Source organism: Intrasporangium mesophilum, from assembly GCF_054783095.1.
The window spans coordinates 141,559-158,163 of sequence record NZ_BAAGRF010000015.1 but is presented as its reverse complement, the minus strand read 5'-3'; the positions used below and the strand labels follow the sequence as shown (position 1 = coordinate 158,163).

Genomic DNA, 16,605 nt, shown 5'->3' with positions numbered 1-16,605 from the left:
TTTTGGCGCCTCGCTTCGCTGCGGCGCGTCAGCCGACCGGATCGGCCACGGCTACAACGGTCCACGGCGGGGCGCCGGGCGCGGTGTCCAGCTGGCTGTTGACGACGAGATAGCGGTCGCCGGACCGCGCCACCGTCGTCGGCGTGCTGAACCCCGCGTCCGTCACCCGAGCGACGACTGACCCCGAGCGCCAGTCCTCACTCAGCCGGGCCGCATACAGCCCCTGCCCCGTCTCGGGAGCGCCGTAGTTGAGCACGCCGCGCACGACGTCTCCCGTGAGCAGCATCCCGTCGGGGCCGAAGTTCCCGAAGATGCTGCCGTCCGTCACAACGAAGCTCGCGTCCCCGGTCGCGACTTCGACGCGGATGAGCGCTCCGAGACCCTGGGCCGAGACCAGCAGTCGCCGCCCGTCGGGCGATGCGACGATGCCGTTGAGATAGAACCAGCCGGGCTGGAAGTCGGGGCGAAGGGCGCCCGCGTCAAGCCAGGGCTCCAGCTCACCGATCCTGTTGCCCACCAACGACGCCCGCCACACGATGGCCTGGTTGGAGTCAGTGACGTAGACCGCGTCGTGGGTGATCGCAAGGTCGTTCAGGTATGCCGCACCGACCCGGTCCGCTGGCACGGTGCGGCGTGCGACCAGCGCACCGCTCGCGTCGAGCACGTCGAGCCCGTCCGGGTGGGCGACGAACACCCGCCCGCGCGAGTCCACATGCACACCAAGGGCGCTCGTTCGGCCTTGCTCCGACCCCGATGCCAGGATGCTCAGGGTCGGGGTGGCGACGTTGCCCACGAAGACGTCGCCGTTTGCCGATGACGTGACCAGGATGCGCCCGGCAGGCGTGACGTCGATTCCCTCGGGCAGCACGCCTTCAGACGTGCTCACGACATACGTCCCTGGCAGGTCGGACCGTCCTTTGCCCCCGTCAGCCCATGCGGCCTGCGAACCCAGCGTCGCCACCGTCACCAGCGCCGCGACCGATGCACGGCGACCCCCGCCTGTGCGAACTCTCACGCCACGCCTCCCTGTACGAAATACTTCGGGCCCGAACCACTATGACCGGTCGCGGCCGTCCTGAAAATAGTTCGGATCCGAAATATCCGTGATCGCGTCCCAATCGTGACCTGACGGCACGCCAGTCCCGCGGAGGAGCCTGGGACCAAGCGCTCACCCAACCCGGTCCGCTGTCCCGAACTGGTCGAGTGAGCGCTTGGTCCCAGGGGTCATTCGTTGCCGAGGCGTGTCAGGCGGGGTCGACGCCAGACTCCAGTGCAGCGATCACCTCGGCGAGGACCTCGCGCGCGTGCGGGATGTCGACGTTCCGCGACAGGCGTCGCCACATCTTCCTGACCTCACGCACTGCCGCCTCGTGCATCCGCCGTCCGTCGACCGTGAGCTCGAGATTCACCGACCGTCCGTCCCGGCCCGGCGTTCGGGCCAGGACACCGTCCTTGACCAGGGTGGCCAGGTGCGCCGTGAGCGTGGACGGCTTCGAGCCGATCATCTCCGCGAGCTCGGTAGGGGTCGTCGTGCCGAGCGCGTAGACGAGGCTCGTCACGGCATAACCGGTGGGCGTGATGCCCGTCCCGCTCAGCGCTTGCCGCAGCACCGCCGACATGAGCTCGTTCGCGCGCAGCAGGTCGAACAGGAGCCCCAGCTCGGGGGTCGGACGCGTCGGCATGGAGCCAAGAATGCACCAGGGAGCCACCCGGCGACCGGGGCGCGACCAGAGCGCGGCCGAGTCGCGAGTCAGGCCCGACCGGCTCACCTGGCGCGGCGGCATACGCGTGCGGTTGGTGCTCGCCGGGGCCGACGCTGATCAGGGGACGAGGCTGTGCGTTGCTCCACGCGATGGAGCAACGCACAGGCTGACAGCCGTCCTCAACGAGCCAGCGAGGTCAGATCCTCGACGTCCTGGGCGAGCGGCGACGCGAGCACGAGCCGGTCGCCCTCCCAGGTGGCGACCACGGGGTCGGAGATCGCACCGACGAAGCGCCCCTCCACCACGTTGACGAAAGCCATGAACTTCGACTCCCCTGTCTTGCGGTCGTCGATGAACTTGCCCACATACCAGCGGTCGTCGGCCACCAGCTGCGCCTCCGCGAGGTCGTAGGGTCCCAGGGGCGAGGCCACCTCGGTCACCCAGACCCCGCCCGTCGTCCCGGAAGCCCGGGCCGCAGGCGACATATCGCCGGCCATGCAGTTGAAGACCAGGACGAGACGCCCGTCGACGACCGCAGTCTGCAGCACCTCGAGCTGGCCGAAACCCGTGCCCGGCGCCGAAAGGGGCGGCCGCAGCTCCCACCGCTCCAGGTCAGGCGACCACGCGTGCCCGACGACCGCCCGGTCCACCGAGTCGTCCGGGTCGGTCGCCGGGCCGACGTTCGAGCGCGCTGTGATCAGCATGTGCCACCCGTTGCCCGTCGGGTCCGCGAACACCCACGGGTCCCGGAACGCCTCGTCATGCCAGTGACCCGCTGGGCCCGGCTCGTACTTCTCGTACCACCGCGGGTCGGCTTCCAGCACCGGGCCGGGCGCCTTGTCCCAAACCATGAGGTCGGACGACGTCGCATAGCCGACCGACTGGATGTTGGCCCCGGACGCATCGAGCGAGGCCCCGGTATAGAACATGAACCAGCGCCCGTCCGGATGCCGCACCACCGACCCGGTCCAGGTCGCGAGGTCGTCGAAGGCCGGCGCGTCCGAGTGCACCAGCGCATCCGAGACCCGTTGCCAGGTGACGAGATCCGGCGACACAGCGTGCCCGATCGACGCCCGGTTGTGCCGGGTGTCCGGGTCGTGCAGCGCCCGCGAGGCGTAGAGAAAGAAGAGGTGGTAGTCCGTCCCGTCGTCGACGAGCCAGAAGTCCCACACCCAGGCCTCGGGCAGAGAGAACACAGTCAGCCTTTCACGCCGGATGAGGCGATGGAGTTGATGAACGCGCGCTGGAACGCGATGAACAGGACGAGCACGGGAGCGGTGATCATCGAGGCATACGCCATGATCTGCCCCCACGAGGTGTTGAGCTGCTTGAAGTAGTCGATCCCGACCATGACCGGCCGTAGCTCCTCCGTCTGCACCGCCATGAGCGGCCACAGGTACTGGTTCCATGTCGGCAGGAAGGTGAGGATCGCGACCGTGGCGACCGCCGGTCCCGACAGCGGCATGACGATGCTGCGGTAGATCCGGAACCATCCCGCCCCGTCGACCTTCGCCGCCTCGTCCAGCTCCTTCGGGATGCTGTCGAAGTACTGGTAGAAGAGGAAGATCGAGAAGGCGTTCGCGATGAACGGGATGATCTGGACCTGGTATGTGTCGAGCCAGCCTTCGCTGATGCCGTCCGGGCCGACGAAGGGCAGCTTGTTCGACCACCACAGCAGCGGCAGTGCGAGCGTCTCGAAAGGCACGATGAGCGTCGCGAGGATCACGCCGAGGACCGCGCCGCTGCCCCGGAACTTGATGCGCGCCAGGGCGAACGCCGCCATCGAGTTGACCACGATGCCGAGCACGACGGTCACCACAGAGATCACTACCGAGTTGATCATGAACTGCGAGAACGGGACCCGGTCGAAGACCCCGGTGTAGTTGTCGAGGGAGAGGTTGCCACTGGGCAGGAACGCATCGATGCTGCTCAGGTCGGAGAAGATCTGCAGGTCCGGCTTGAAGCTCGACACCAACATGAACAGCAGCGGCAGCCCGAACACCAGGCAGAGTGCAGCCCGCAGGAGGATGCCGAGGACGCGACGGAGACGATGCCTGCCCTGGTTGGCCCGGTGCGCCTCGGGCTGGGCGGTCTCCGCGACATGGGCAAGCGTGTCGATGGCGCTTCCCGGGTCGCGTGCGGCGCCGCTGCCGAGTCCGGTGGTGGTGGCGGTCATCGCGTGGCCTCCTTGTCTCGAGTGAGGTAGCGCTGCACGAGCGTCACGATGAGGACGAGCACGAAGAAGACGAGGGAGATCGCCGACGCGTAGCCCGTCTGCTGTTGCTGGAATCCGGTGCGCACGGCCATCAGCACGACCGTCGACGTCGAGTCGAGCGGGCCGCCCTGGGTCATGATGTTCACCTGCGTGAAGAGCGCGAACGCGGCGATGGTGATGGTGATCAGGATGAACGTCCGCGTCTGCCGCAGGCCGGGCCACGTCACGAAGCGGAACCTCTGCCACCGCCCCGCGCCGTCGAGCTCCGCCGCCTCGTAGAGCTCCGCCGGGATGGTCTGGAGCCCGGACAGCCAGATGACCATGTGGAAGCCCATGGCCTGCCACGCCGACATGAGGATGATCGCGATCAGCGCCGTGTGCGGGTCACCGAGCCAGTCGGGCCCCTGGATGCCGAACCGGGCCAGCACCTGGTTGATCAGACCGTTCGGCTGGTACATGAACATCCAGAGCATCGACACGACGACCATCGAGGTGACGACCGGCAGGAAGTAGACCGTGCGGAAGAAGTTCGTCCCGCGCAGCTTGACGTTGACGAGCACCGCCAGCCCGAGCGCACACGCCGACTGCACGGGCACGATGACGATCGCGAAGACGATCGTGTTGCGCAGCGACGCCCAGAACGTGTCGTCCTGGAAGAGGCGCACGAAGTTGTCGACGCCGATGAGCTCCGCCGGCCGGGGCGAGATCAGCCGGGCGTTCGTGAACGCGAGGCCGAACGTGAGGCCGATCGGGATGATCAGGAACGTCACGAGCAGCACGGCCGCCGGCAGCAGCATGAGCAGAGCGACCGTCGTCGACGAGCGGGAGGTCTTGGGAGTGCTGGGAGTTCGCACCCGCGTCGCCGAGGTGTCCTCGGCAGCAATGATGGTCGTCATGTCACTGGAAGTAGCCGTTGGACTTCTGGTTGGCGTCGATGTCCTTGACGGCCTGGTCCAGAGCGGTCTTCGGGTCCGCGCCGTTGATGATGTCCTGCGCCGTCTTGGTGAACTCCGTTGCGATGAAGGGGTATCCGGGCGTCACCGGACGCAGGACGGCGAACTTCTCGGAGTAGTCGCGGAAGATCTGGTTCGGCTGTCCGGGGCCGTAGCCGTCGACCGTGGCGGCGGCGGCCTTCGTCGCGGGGATGTTCTTCGTGTCACGCGAGACGCTGGCGACGTACTTGTCCTGGGCGGCGAACTTCATGTAGTCGGCGGCCCCGGCGGGGTCCGAGCAGTTGGTCGACATGCCCCACTGCCACGACGCGCCACCGATCTTCGGGCCCGTTCCGAGGTCCGGCGGAGGGAGGAAGAGGGTGTCCTTGCCGAAGGCGTTGCGCGTGTCGGTGGCGGTCCACGTGCCGTTGTACAGCATGGCGGTCTTGCCGTTGATGAAGTCCTTGGCCGGGTCGGCGCCTGACTTGAGCGGGACGAGCTTGTCGGTCACGAGGCCGCGGAGCCACGTTGCCCACTGGACTGCCTTGTCGCCGTTGAGGACTCCCTCGGCGGACTTGTAGTCGGTGCGGTTGATCAGGTCGCCGCCGAAGCTCTGCAGGAAGGGCGAGTAGGCGTACGGCCACCACTCACCGGTGAAGCTGGTCGCGAGGTCGAGGGGGTACTGGTAGCTGCCCGACGCCTTGATCTTCTCGAGCGCGCTGGTGAACTCGTCCTTCGTCCACGGCTTGTCGGCGGTCGGGACGCGGATGCCGAACTTGTCGAGGATCGACTTGCGGGACACGACGACGAGCGCGACGTCGTAGTAGCCGTAGGAGTACGTCTTGCCGTCGAACTTGCCCACGGTGCTCGGCAGGTAGGCGGCAAGAGTGTCGTCCATCCCCTCGAGCGGCGCGAGGTATCCGGCCCAGGCCCAGTTCGGCACGTTCGGGCCGTCGATGTCCAGGATGCACGGGAGCTTCTTCGAGGCCGCAGCCGCCACGACGGACTGGTTGTAGGAGTCCTGCGGGAAGGCCTGGATCTTGACCTTGTACTTCTTCTGGCTCGCGTTGTAGTCGTTCACGATCTGGGTGATCGCGGCGAGCTCAGCCTTGTTGCCGGCGTTGTGGGTCCACATCGTCAGCTCGCCGCCGGCGCCGCCGGACGACCCGCCGCTACCGCCCTTGGTGCAGGCGGCCATGGACAGGGCGAGGGCTGGCGCGAGCAGGCCGACGGCGAGGCGCTTGGTCGAGGTGAGCTTCATTGGTTCCTCCGGGTGATCTGGTCTCAACGGGATGCTAAAACCATTCAGCACGAGACGGTAGCGGCTCACCACGAGCGCAGGCAATAGCTTGCTAAAACCTTTTTACCTGCGGATATGCTCCACCAGCCCGGCTACTGTGCGGTACGCTGACGCCGGGCCGGGCTCGACGGGGCGCGGACCCGCCGAAAGGGGTAGCAGTGGACAAGCGACCGACGCTCGCCGACGTCGCCGCGCGCGCCGGCCTGTCGAAGACCGCCGTCAGCCTCGTGCTGAACAACCGGCCAGGCTCGCGACTGTCCGCAGACGCGGTCGCGCGGATCCACGAGGCAGCGCGCGAGCTGGAATACCGCCCCAACCCGGCCGCCAGGTCCCTGCGGCTCGGACGCACCGGCACGTATGGCTTCATCTCCGACGAGGTCACCGTCACCCGGTATGCGTCCGCGATGATCCGCGGCCTGCTCGACGTCGCCGACGAGCAGGACCATGGCGTTCTCATCGCCGAGACCGGCAACCACCCCAAGCAGCTCGCCAAGGCGCTCGCGTTCATGGTGGACCGTCAGGTCGACGGCCTCATCTTCGGCGCACTCACGGCCCGCCGGTTCACCATCCCGAAGCTGCCTGGGTCCATCCGCATGGTCACCGCCAACTGCGTGATCCCGAGGACGTATGCCGCCGTGCTGCCCTCCGAGGAGGAGGCGGGCTACCGCGTGGCGCGGTCGCTGCTCGACGCCGGGCACCGCGACGGCATCGCCGTGATCGGCCATGCCCCGAAAGCCATTGCCGACCAACGGATCTCGGTCACCATCGGACGGCGGTTCCACGGCATACATCGGGCACTGGACGAGGCCGGGGCGAGGCCGGTGGCGGTTGCGGAGTTCGAGATCTGGGAGCCGTGGAACGGCTATGACGGCACGATGGAGGTGCTCGAGTCGGGTGCGCCCGTGACCGCGCTGATCTGCCTCAACGACCGCGTCGCCCTTGGTGCCCAGCAGGCCTTGGCGGAGAAGGGTCTGCGCGTGCCGGACGACGTGTCGATCGCGTCGTTCGACGACGACGAGATCGCGGCCTACCTCCGGCCCGGGCTGACCACCGCGCGACTGCCCTACGAGGAGATGGGGCGTCGTGCGATGGAGCTGCTCATCGACACCGACGCACCAGGCGGCGAGCAGCTCGTCGAGATGCCGCTCCAGGTGCGCGGCTCGATCGCTCCCCTCCCCTGATCACGCCCACCATCCGGACGTACATCGTCCGCAACGCCGCGTACGGTGCGGTCCATGGCTATCGCACGCTTTCCCAGCTTCGTCATCGACTGCCCCGACCCCATCACCCTCGCCACGTTCTACGGGACCATGCTCGACTGGAAGGTCGAGTCCACGCCGGACTGGGCCGACATCCGCGCGGAGAACGGGAACTGCATCTCCTTCCAGCAGGTGCAGGACTACACCCCGCCCCAGTGGCCCAGCCAGTCCGTGCCCCAGCAGATGCACCTCGATGTCATCGTCGATGACCTCGATGCCGGCGAGGCAGCCGTGCTCGAGCTGGGCGCGACCAAGCACGAGCACCAGCCGGGGACGACCTTCCGCGTGTTCCTCGACCCGGCCGGGCACCCGTTCTGCCTCTGCGTCGAGTGATCCGAGACGCGGCCGGCCCGCGAGTGGCGGCCTCCCGGCGTGCCACCCCCGCACGAAGGCGAGGGTAGGCGCTAGGGAGCCGGCACTAGCGAGCCGGCACTAGCGAGCCGGCACTAGCGAGCCGGCACTAGCGAGCCGGCACTAGCGAGCCGGCACTAGGGAGCCGGCACCGTGGTCGCGGGCTCGCGGCGCCCGAGCACGAACTGCAAGGCGGCCTCCAACCCGCCCGGGACCTGTTCGCGCAGGTCGTAGCGTGCCCGCACCACCGGCACCGGCACCGAGAGCACCTGCGTGAGGTCGATGGGTGTGCCGGCGACGACGGCCTCGCACTCGCCGGCGTCGACCGCGGCTCGGATCGTCGCCTCGAGGTCGCTCACCTGAGCCGCACCGTAGCCCATTGCCGGAAGCACTCCCCGGGCGTTCGGGTACTTCGCGTACGTCTGCGCGAGGGACCCGACGGCATACGGGGACGGGTCCACGATGGCGGCGGCACCGGACGCGCGGGCGCCGACCACCCCGGCGCCGTATGTCATCGAACCGTGCGTCAGCGTCGGCCCGTCCTCGACCGCGATCACCCTGCGCCCGCGCAGCGCCCCCGGATCCTCAACCGTCACAGGGCTGTCGGCCCGGAGCAGGAGAGCCGACGGGTTGAGCCGACGGACCGCCTCCTCCACGGACTCGATGTCCTCCGCCCTCGCGGAGTCGCACTTGGCGACGATGACGAGGTCCGCCATGCGGACATTCGCCTCCCCGGGGAAGTAGGTCGACTCGTCTCCGGGCCGCAGCGGGTCGGCAAGGACCAGGTGCAGGTCCGGTGCATAGAACGGCAGGTCGTTGTTGCCGCCGTCCCACAAGATGACGTCGGCCTCCTGCTCCGCCTCGCGCAGGATGCGCTCGTAGTCGATCCCCGCGTAGACGACGCCCCCGGCGTCGATGTGCGGCTCGTACTCCTCGCGCTCCTCGATCGTGCAGTCGTGCGCGTCGAGGTCCGCAAGGGTGGCGAACCGCTGGCAGGCCTGCCGGCCGAGGTCGCCGTACGGCATCGGATGCCGCACCGCGACGACGCGCAGCCCCATCCCGCGCAGCAGACCGGCGACGTAGCGCGTCGTCTGGCTCTTGCCGACGCCCGTGCGCACCGCCGTCACGGCCACGACGGGCTTCGAGCTGCGCACCATCGTGTTTCGGGCAGAGAGCAGCCAGAAGTCGGCGCCCGCGGCGACACACGTCGACCCGAGGTTCATGACCCTCTCGTGCGGAACGTCGGAGTACGCGAAGACCACGACATCGACCTCGTCCCGGATCACCAGGTCGACCAGCTCGCTCTCATCGAGAATCGGAATCCCTTGGGGATAAAGGGGGCCCGAGAGCTCCGGCGGATACCGGCGCCCCGCGATGTCAGGAATCTGCGTGGCCGTGAACGCCAGCACCTCGTATGCCGGGTCGTCGCGGAACACGACGTTGAAGTCGTGGAAGTCGCGTCCAGCGGCTCCGAGGATGACGACGCGTCGGGTGTGACGCGGCAGGTTCGTGGTCATGTCAGACTCCACGGCTGAGGTCGACCGCGGGGACCGACACACCCTGCTGCGGGTAGTCCTGGCTGCGGGACCCGCCACTGACATTCTGCCGCGGCCACCCGGCATACCGGGCGGCTGTGTCGTCGATCTCTCATGACGCCCGGCGTGCCGCTCCACGCGTGTCACCATCGAGGTGTGAGCGACACCGCAGCACGCCCGCGCCCGGACGGCCACGCCACCGACGCCACCGACGCCACCGGAACCAACGGAACCACCGGCACCGAGCAGCACCTCGCGCTCGCCGAGCAGTGGCTCGCGCAGAACTACCATCCGCTCCCCGTCGTCATCGCCTCGGCAGACGGCGCCTGGGTCACCGACGTCGACGGCCACAGGTACATCGATGCGCTTGCCGGCTACTCCGCCCTCAACTTCGGGCACCGCCACCCCGTCCTGGTGGCGGCCGCCCGCGAGCAGCTCGACCGCCTCACCCTGACCAGCCGGGCTTTCCACAGCGACCGGCTCGGGCCGTTCTGTCGCGACCTGGCACGCCTCGCCGGGAAAGAGCTCGTGCTGCCCATGAACACCGGCGCCGAGGCGGTCGAGACGGCGATCAAGACGGCCCGCAAGTGGGGGTACGAGGTCAAGGGCGTCCCCGACGGGAATGCCCGGATCATCGTGATGGCCGGCAACTTCCACGGCCGCACCACGACGATCGTCGGGTTCTCAGACGACCCGGTGGCCCATGACCACTACGGCCCGTACGCACCCGGCTTCGACCTCGTGCCGTACGGCGACCTCGCCGCCCTCGAGGCCGCGATCACCCCGGACACCGTGGCCGTGCTGGTCGAGCCGATCCAGGGCGAGGGTGGCGTCATCATCCCTCCGGACGGGTGGCTCGCCGGCGTGCGGGAGCTCACCCGGCGCCGCGATGTGCTCCTGCTCGCCGACGAGATCCAGTCGGGCCTCGGCCGGACGGGGAGCACCTTCGCGTGCGACCTCGAGGGAGTCGTGCCCGATCTCTACATCCTCGGCAAGGCGCTCGGCGGCGGGATCGTCCCGGTCTCCGCCGTGGTGGGTGACCGTGACGTGCTCGGTGTGTTCACCCCGGGCAGCCACGGCTCGACGTTCGGAGGCAACCCGCTGGGCGCGGCCGTCGGCCAGGCTGTGGTCGGGCTGCTCGAGACGGGCGAGTTCCAGGAGCGGGCCCGCCTGCTCGGCGAGGTCCTCGCCGACGGCCTCCGTTCCCTCGTCGGGCGCGGTGTCGACGCGGTGCGGTGTCGTGGGCTGTGGGCCGGAGTGGACATCGACCCCGGTCTGATGACCGGGCGGGAGGCGTGCGAGCGGATGCTCGAGCGGGGTGTGCTCATGAAGGACACCCACGGCTCGACGGTCCGCCTCGCCCCGCCTCTCGTCGCGGACCATGCCGACATCGAGCAGATCGTCGCGGCCTTCGGCGCCATCCTGCGCTGACGACGGGGAGGGTCGCGTCAGGGCGTCGAGCGCGCCGGTGGCGGGGCGTCCGGGGTGAGCGTGGGTGCGTCGGTGCTCGACAGGGTGATCATCGCCCGCTCGATGACGTCGGACTCCTCGAAGTGCCGGCCGAGTGCCGCGAGACGGTTCGCGACCGTCGCCTCGTCCTCGTTGCCCACCAGGTCGACCGCAGCCACGAGGAAGACGCGCCCGGGCCCGACGAACTCCAGGTGAAGGAACGTCACGCGCTCCACCTCCGGGCTCGAGACCAGCTCGTCGTACGCCCGCCGCCACGCCTCCGGGTGCGCCGCCTGCCCGACGAGGAAGTCGCTGTTGCGGCGGATGAGGAAGATCGCCACGACGCCGAGCAGCAGCCCGACCGCGATGGATCCGGCGGCGTCCCAGACGGCGTTGCCGGTCACCTCGTGCAACGCGATTCCGGTCCCGGCGAACACCAGCCCGACGAGTGCCGCGGAGTCCTCGAACCACACCGCCCGGAGTGTCGGGTTGGACGTGTTGGCGATGAACCACAGCGAGTGCATGCCCCGCTGACGGGCGGCCGCACGCGTCTGACGGCTCGCCTGGAGGAAGGACACGCCCTCGAGCACGAAGGCGATGCCGAGCACGGCATACGCCCAGCCGTACGAGGTCTCGCTCTCACCCGAGCTGAGCGCGGTGATGCCGTGCCACACGGACACGACGGCACCTGCGCCGAACAGGCCGAAGGCGGCGAACATCGACCAGACGTAGGCCTCGCGGCCGTAGCCGAACGGGTGTGCGGCGTCTCGCGGCTTGGCCGACTTCCGCTCGGCGATGAGCAGGAACACCTCGTTGCCCGCGTCCGCCCACGAATGTGCGGCCTCGGCGACCATCGACGCCGATCCGGTGATGACCGCGACGACCGACTTCGCCACCGCGATGAGGGCGTTCGCCAGCAGCGCGACGATGACGGTCAGCAGGCTCTCGCTCCCAGGCTGCTGCTCGCCCTGCTGCTCGCCCTGCTGCTCGCCCTGCTGCTCGCCCTGCTGCTCCGCGTCACCCTGGGTCCCGTCGCCTCCGTCTCGAGCCGTCACACCCGCCAGTCTTGCCGCGCGCGGGAGGACCCACAAGGAGAGCCGGGAGCCAGGCGTGCCAGGTGCGTATGCCGTCAGGCCGGGTGCTGCACCACCGTGAAGTCCGTGCGCCGGTGCCCGTCGTATGCCGTCCCGGACGTCTCGTGCGCCACCGCGGTCTCGCCCGCGGTGCGCGTGAGCGCGAGCGTCGTCGTCAGGCGTCCGGGCGCAGCCGCACCGGCAGGTGCGGGGCTGGACGTGAGACCGTCGTCCTCGACGAGGATCGACTCCCACCGGCCGTCGGAGGCCGGCGCGAAGGCGTGCAGCTCGATGCTCTCGGGGGCATAGCCGTCGGTGGACAGCGGCGCCTCGGGCCACATCGGGATGACGGCGCCGGCCCGCACGAAGATCGGGATCCGGTCGAGCGGTGTGTCGACGGTGACGGTCTGCCGTCCGGACAGCACCTCTCCGGTGTGCCAGTCGTGCCAGTCCCCCTCCGGGAGGTAGACCTCGCGCGCCCTCGTGCCGGGCTCGGTGACCGGGGCCACGAGCAGGTCGCGGCCGAAGAGGTACTGGTCGTCGAGATCGACGACGGCCGGGTCGTGCTGGTAGTCGAAGACGAGCGGACGTTGGACAGGCTCGCCCGTCTCGGACGCGCGGACGAAGGCTGTGTAGAGGTAGGGCATGAGGCGGTAGCGCAGCCGGATCGCGTCCCGGGCGAGGGCGTGCATCTCGTCGCCGAACGACCACGGGTACTGCTCGATGCGTCCGATCTCGGAATGGTTGCGGCAGAAGGGCGTCAGGGCCCCCATCTGCATCCAGCGCACGAAGAGCTCGGGGTTGGTGTCTCCCTGGAACCCGCCGATGTCGGCTCCGACGAAGGGCTGGCCGGACAGGCCGAAGCCGCAGGCCATCGGGACGCTGACCCAGAGGTGGTCCCAGCGGGCCTGGTTGTCACCCATCCAGTTGGCGGCATAGCGCTGGATGCCGGCGAAGCCTGCGCGGGAGAGGATGAAGGTGCGCAGCTCCGGCCTGGCCTGGCGCAGACCCTCCATCGTGCCCATCGCCATGAGCAGCGCGTACTGGTTGTGCAGCCGCTCGTGCGACACCCTCCCCCGATCGAACAGCATGTCGTGCCAGGGGATCTCACCCGTCGCAGGCTCGTTCATGTCGTTCCAGATCCCGGCGAGGCCCGACTCGACGTGGCGGGCGTTGAGGTCGCCCCACCAGGCTCTCGCCTCGGGGGTGGCGAAGTCGGGAAAGGCGGTGTTGCCCGGCCAGACCTGGCCGATGTACGTGTCGCCGCCTTCGGTGCGGCAGAAGACGTTGCGAGCGACACCGTCGTCGTAGACCTCGTAGCCGGGGTCGTGCTTGACGCCGGGGTCGACGATCGAGATCGTCCGGAAACCATTGGCGGACAGCGACTTCAGCATGCGCTCCGGGTCGGGGAAGCGGGCCGGGTCCCAGGTGAACACCCGATAGCCGTCCATGTGGTCGATGTCGAGCCACATTCCGTCGCAGGGGAACTCGTCATCGCGGTAGCGCTGGCCGATGCGTTCGACATCGTCCTGGGAGTACGCGTGCCACCGGCACTGGTGGTAGCCAAGGGCCCAGATCGGGGGCAGCTGCGCGCGACCTGTGAGCCACGTGTACCGCTCGAGGACGGTCGGCATCGACGGGCCTGCGAAGACGTACTCGGTCCACTGCCCACCCTGGAACGACACGCGGTGCTCGTGCGTGTGGCTGAGCTCGTACTCGCCCCGGTACCCGTTGTCGGTGAAGAAGCCGGCGACGTCTCCGGTCTCGCTGTCGCGGCGGTAGAAGAAGGGAATGTTGACGTAGTACGGGTCGAACTCGACGCTCGTCAGGTCAGCGCGCGGGTCGTCCTCCGCGCGGCCCGCCCGGAACTCCGCCGTGGCGTGCTCGTTGAGGACGTCGACGTTCCACATGGTGAAGTCGCGCCCTCGCCGGTTGTGCCGACCGCCCTTCTCACCCAGCCCGTAGATCGCGTCAGCTGCGCCGATCCGCCGCCGGGTGGTCCAGGCGTCGTTGAGGGTCGCATACGTCCAGTAGCGCCCCTCCTCGTCGGCTGCCGACTCGAGCACCACGGAGCCGTCCGTGCGGTGCACGTCGAGCCGGAACGGGTCCAGCCAGAGGGTGACGACCAGGTCGGCCGTCCTGAGCCGCCACGCGGCGGCGGCCTCTGCCGCCTCTGCCACCCACTCGACCGGACGCTGGAACGGATCGACGCAGACGGCATACGTGGGCTGGTCGTCGAAGGCTCCGCCGCGGCTCAGCTGGATCCGCACGACGTCGTCGGCGACCGGCTCGACCCGCAGGCTCTCGCCGTGGAGCGTGGCCAGCAGGCCACGCCCCGTGCGCTCCACGGAGTCGACACGCTCGAACCGGATGAAGTGGTCGGTCCTCATGCGTCCACCCTGCCAGTTCCGGCCGGGCGCCCGGCCGCCTCGAAGACGGGAGCGAGTGACGTCCACGACTCGGCGCGGCACCAGACGGGCACGATGTCGATCGGCACGTCGCGCTGGACGACCCGGCCACCCGCCTGCACCTCGCCGGTCCAGACGTCGACCCAGTCACCCGGTGGCAGCCACACCGGCCAGGTCGTGACGCCGGGCGCGGTCACCGGACTGACGAGCAGGTCGTCTCCGAGCATCCAGTCATGCGGATGCTCCCAGGCCGCAGGCTCCCCCGCGTGGTCGAAGAAGAGAGGGCGCATCAGCGGCCGGTCGGTGCTCACCGTGACGGCCGCGGATCGGGCCAGGTACTCGACGAGTCGCTCCCGCAGCAGGGCGAGCTCGCGGAAGACCGGCACCACCCGCTCGTCGCCCGTGAGCTCCGCGACGTGCCACGGCGTGCGGTCCCGGAGGGGCTTCTGGTGGTGGTTGAACTCCGAGTGGTACTGCATGATCGGCATGAAGGCGGACGCCCCGGCGGCCCGCAGGTAGAGCTCGGCGTCCGGACCGGGTCCGGAGAATCCGGCGAGGTCCCAACCCCAGTAGACGATGCCGCACGACGCCGCCGTCAGCCCCGCCGTCACCGAGCTGCGGAACGCCTCCCAGGTGGAGTCCTCGTCGCCCGCCCAGAAGATGCCATGAGCCTGGGAGCCGGTGAATCCGCTGCGAGAGAACGTGATCGGTGCCTTGCCGTGCTTGCGCAGAAGGTCGCCGAAGGCGCGCGCATAGTGCACGGGGTAGAGGTTGTTTCCCTCGTCCCCGCGTCTGCCGTCGCCGTAGCGCAGGTCGTGTCCCCACGCGTGCTCGCCCCCGTCGGTCTTGAACCCGTCGACGTCGAGGTCGCGCACGAGGTAGTCGCGCTTGGCCGTCCACCAGTCGCGGGACCGCTGCGTCGACAGGTCCGGCATCAGCGACTTCGGGAACCACCACCCACGGTTGAGGTATGCCGTCCCGTCGGCTTCGCGGACCGCGTGCCCTTCGCGGACCATCGCCTCGCCCTCGTGAAGGACCTGCTCGTGAAGTCCGTCCTCTGAGAGGGCGGTCTTGAGGAGTGGGATCTGCCAGAGCACCACCTTGATGCCACGCTCGTGCAGGTCATCCACCATTGCCTTGGGGTCAGGCCACGCGCCTTCCGCCGAGAACGCGAAGTCGTCCAGGCGGAAGGGAGACCCGTCGGGTCGGGGCGCGTAGGCCGCGTCGCGGAAGAGCATGATGCCCTCCTCGTCGCTCCAGGCCTCGATGACGACGACACCGACCGGGATGTCCAGGTCGCGATGCGAGTCCATCCGCTCCGTGACGAGCGCCTGAGTGTTCCACTCGTTGCCGGACGCCCAGAGCCTGAACACCCAGGACGGCAGCCCCTCCGCCCGGCCCGCCTCGTCGAGAAAGGCGGACAGGACCTGCGTCGGCGACCCTTCGTAGATGCCCACGTCGACCGCCTCGCTCGTGGTGCCGCCGAGGGCCACCTCTACGCCGAGGCGACCGGGTTCACCTGCGCCACAGTCGAACCAGGTGCGACGTGACGTGCGGACATGGAAGCCCCAGCCATCGCCACCCGTACCGACGACGTGCGCGAACGGCATGGGCAGGTACGTGCGTCCGTGCGCGCCCTGGGACTTGTACTGCTCGAAGACCACTGCGTCGAGCCTGCGTCCCGCTTGGTCCAGCCGGTCATAGCGCTCACCGAACCCGACGACGTGGTCGCCCTCCGCGAACGCGAGGGCGAAACCCGCGCGGTGGATGCCGTCCGCGGACACCAGCCACCGCACCGACCCGTCCACGAGACGCCCCTTCAGCCCGTCCACCGACGCGGACATCCCGGACGGGAGCTCGGTCGTCCAACGCACGGGAGCGACCTCGAACCACTCGGTCGCCTCGCTGCGCCCGCCGACGGTGGTCGCGACGAAGCGGTAGGCGTAACCAGCCGGGTCCTCGAGCGCGGGCGACTCGACCGCCCAGCCGCCGTCGCCGCCCACGGACGCTGCCTGAGCCTCAGCGAGATGCCCTTCGCCGCCGGCCAGCGCGGCCGTGTCGGCCGCGCTGGACTCCACCCGCGCCAGGTCCAGGACCGCGACATCGGAACCCACTGCGCGGGAACGCCATTCGCAGACGATCGCCTCGACGGCAGGTCCGGCCTGCACGCCCAGCGTCGTCGTCCCGCCCACCTCGGGCAGGACGGGGACGCGCTGGTCGGGCGACACGGCATACGGGTGCTCGATGCCGTAGGGACGGTGGCTGACAAGGCTGCTGGTGGTCACGGGATCTCTCGTTCGGGGCTCTGTGCGACGGGTGGGGCCGGGCGCTCACTCGACAGGAGGTCGAGTGAGTCGCCCGTCCCACTGGTCACGCGACG

Annotated in this window: 13 protein-coding genes; 3 read left to right on the top strand and 10 right to left on the bottom strand. The window is 69.2% G+C overall.

The window, feature by feature from the left end; all coding sequences use genetic code 11:
• Positions 1-28 precede the first annotated feature (28 nt).
• From ACYVLP_RS14430 to ACYVLP_RS14405, 6 genes are all read right to left on the bottom strand, one after another.
• Positions 29-886 carry an SMP-30/gluconolactonase/LRE family protein gene (locus ACYVLP_RS14430; RefSeq protein ID WP_460628034.1) on the bottom strand — a complete coding sequence of 286 codons (858 nt, stop codon included), beginning with the start codon at positions 884-886 and terminating at the stop codon, positions 29-31.
• A gap of 358 nt (positions 887-1,244) precedes the next feature.
• Positions 1,245-1,682: a MarR family winged helix-turn-helix transcriptional regulator gene (locus ACYVLP_RS14425; RefSeq protein WP_460628033.1), complete on the bottom strand. Its 438-nt coding sequence runs from the start codon at positions 1,680-1,682 to the stop codon at positions 1,245-1,247.
• Between the two features lie 200 nt (positions 1,683-1,882).
• The gene (locus ACYVLP_RS14420; RefSeq protein ID WP_460628032.1) at positions 1,883-2,899 is read right to left on the bottom strand and encodes a glycosyl hydrolase family 32; all 1,017 of its coding nucleotides are present in this window, start codon (positions 2,897-2,899) and stop codon (positions 1,883-1,885) included.
• A gap of 2 nt (positions 2,900-2,901) precedes the next feature.
• On the bottom strand, positions 2,902-3,879 hold the full coding sequence (locus ACYVLP_RS14415; RefSeq protein WP_460628031.1) for a carbohydrate ABC transporter permease: 978 nt from the start codon (positions 3,877-3,879) through the stop codon (positions 2,902-2,904).
• On the bottom strand, positions 3,876-4,715 hold the full coding sequence (locus ACYVLP_RS14410; RefSeq protein ID WP_460628151.1) for a carbohydrate ABC transporter permease: 840 nt from the start codon (positions 4,713-4,715) through the stop codon (positions 3,876-3,878). The genes ACYVLP_RS14415 and ACYVLP_RS14410 overlap by 4 nt, the downstream gene beginning before the upstream one ends.
• A gap of 100 nt (positions 4,716-4,815) precedes the next feature.
• Positions 4,816-6,111, bottom strand: coding sequence for an ABC transporter substrate-binding protein (locus tag ACYVLP_RS14405; protein WP_460628030.1), 1,296 nt, complete (start codon positions 6,109-6,111; stop codon positions 4,816-4,818).
• A 197-nt stretch (positions 6,112-6,308) separates the two neighbouring features.
• Here ACYVLP_RS14405 and ACYVLP_RS14400 point away from each other — a divergent pair, with 197 nt between their 5' ends.
• Positions 6,309-7,331 (top strand): LacI family DNA-binding transcriptional regulator, encoded by a 1,023-nt coding sequence (locus ACYVLP_RS14400; RefSeq protein WP_460628029.1) that lies wholly within the window; start codon positions 6,309-6,311, stop codon positions 7,329-7,331.
• Between the two features lie 54 nt (positions 7,332-7,385).
• The gene (locus tag ACYVLP_RS14395; protein WP_460628028.1) at positions 7,386-7,742 is read left to right on the top strand and encodes a VOC family protein; all 357 of its coding nucleotides are present in this window, start codon (positions 7,386-7,388) and stop codon (positions 7,740-7,742) included.
• A 155-nt stretch (positions 7,743-7,897) separates the two neighbouring features.
• Here the strand turns inward: ACYVLP_RS14395 and ACYVLP_RS14390 are convergent, their stop codons facing one another.
• The gene (locus ACYVLP_RS14390) at positions 7,898-9,277 is read right to left on the bottom strand and encodes a cyclic 2,3-diphosphoglycerate synthase (protein WP_460628027.1); all 1,380 of its coding nucleotides are present in this window, start codon (positions 9,275-9,277) and stop codon (positions 7,898-7,900) included.
• 174 nt (positions 9,278-9,451) lie between these two features.
• Between ACYVLP_RS14390 and rocD the strand changes: the two genes are divergently transcribed.
• On the top strand, positions 9,452-10,726 hold the full coding sequence (gene rocD / locus ACYVLP_RS14385) for an ornithine--oxo-acid transaminase (RefSeq protein WP_460628026.1): 1,275 nt from the start codon (positions 9,452-9,454) through the stop codon (positions 10,724-10,726).
• 17 nt (positions 10,727-10,743) lie between these two features.
• Here the strand turns inward: rocD and ACYVLP_RS14380 are convergent, their stop codons facing one another.
• The 3 genes from ACYVLP_RS14380 to ACYVLP_RS14370 all read right to left on the bottom strand — a co-directional run bounded on the left by ACYVLP_RS14380 (position 10,744) and on the right by ACYVLP_RS14370 (position 16,510).
• Entirely contained in the window at positions 10,744-11,799 is a 1,056-nt protein-coding gene (locus ACYVLP_RS14380; RefSeq protein WP_460628025.1) for a cation diffusion facilitator family transporter, read from the bottom strand.
• A gap of 74 nt (positions 11,800-11,873) precedes the next feature.
• Complete coding sequence (locus ACYVLP_RS14375; protein ID WP_460628024.1) at positions 11,874-14,207, bottom strand: glycoside hydrolase family 31 protein; 2,334 nt, start codon at positions 14,205-14,207, stop codon at positions 11,874-11,876.
• Positions 14,204-16,510, bottom strand: coding sequence for a glycoside hydrolase family 31 protein (locus ACYVLP_RS14370; RefSeq protein WP_460628023.1), 2,307 nt, complete (start codon positions 16,508-16,510; stop codon positions 14,204-14,206). The genes ACYVLP_RS14375 and ACYVLP_RS14370 overlap by 4 nt, the downstream gene beginning before the upstream one ends.
• Positions 16,511-16,605: the final 95 nt, after the last annotated feature.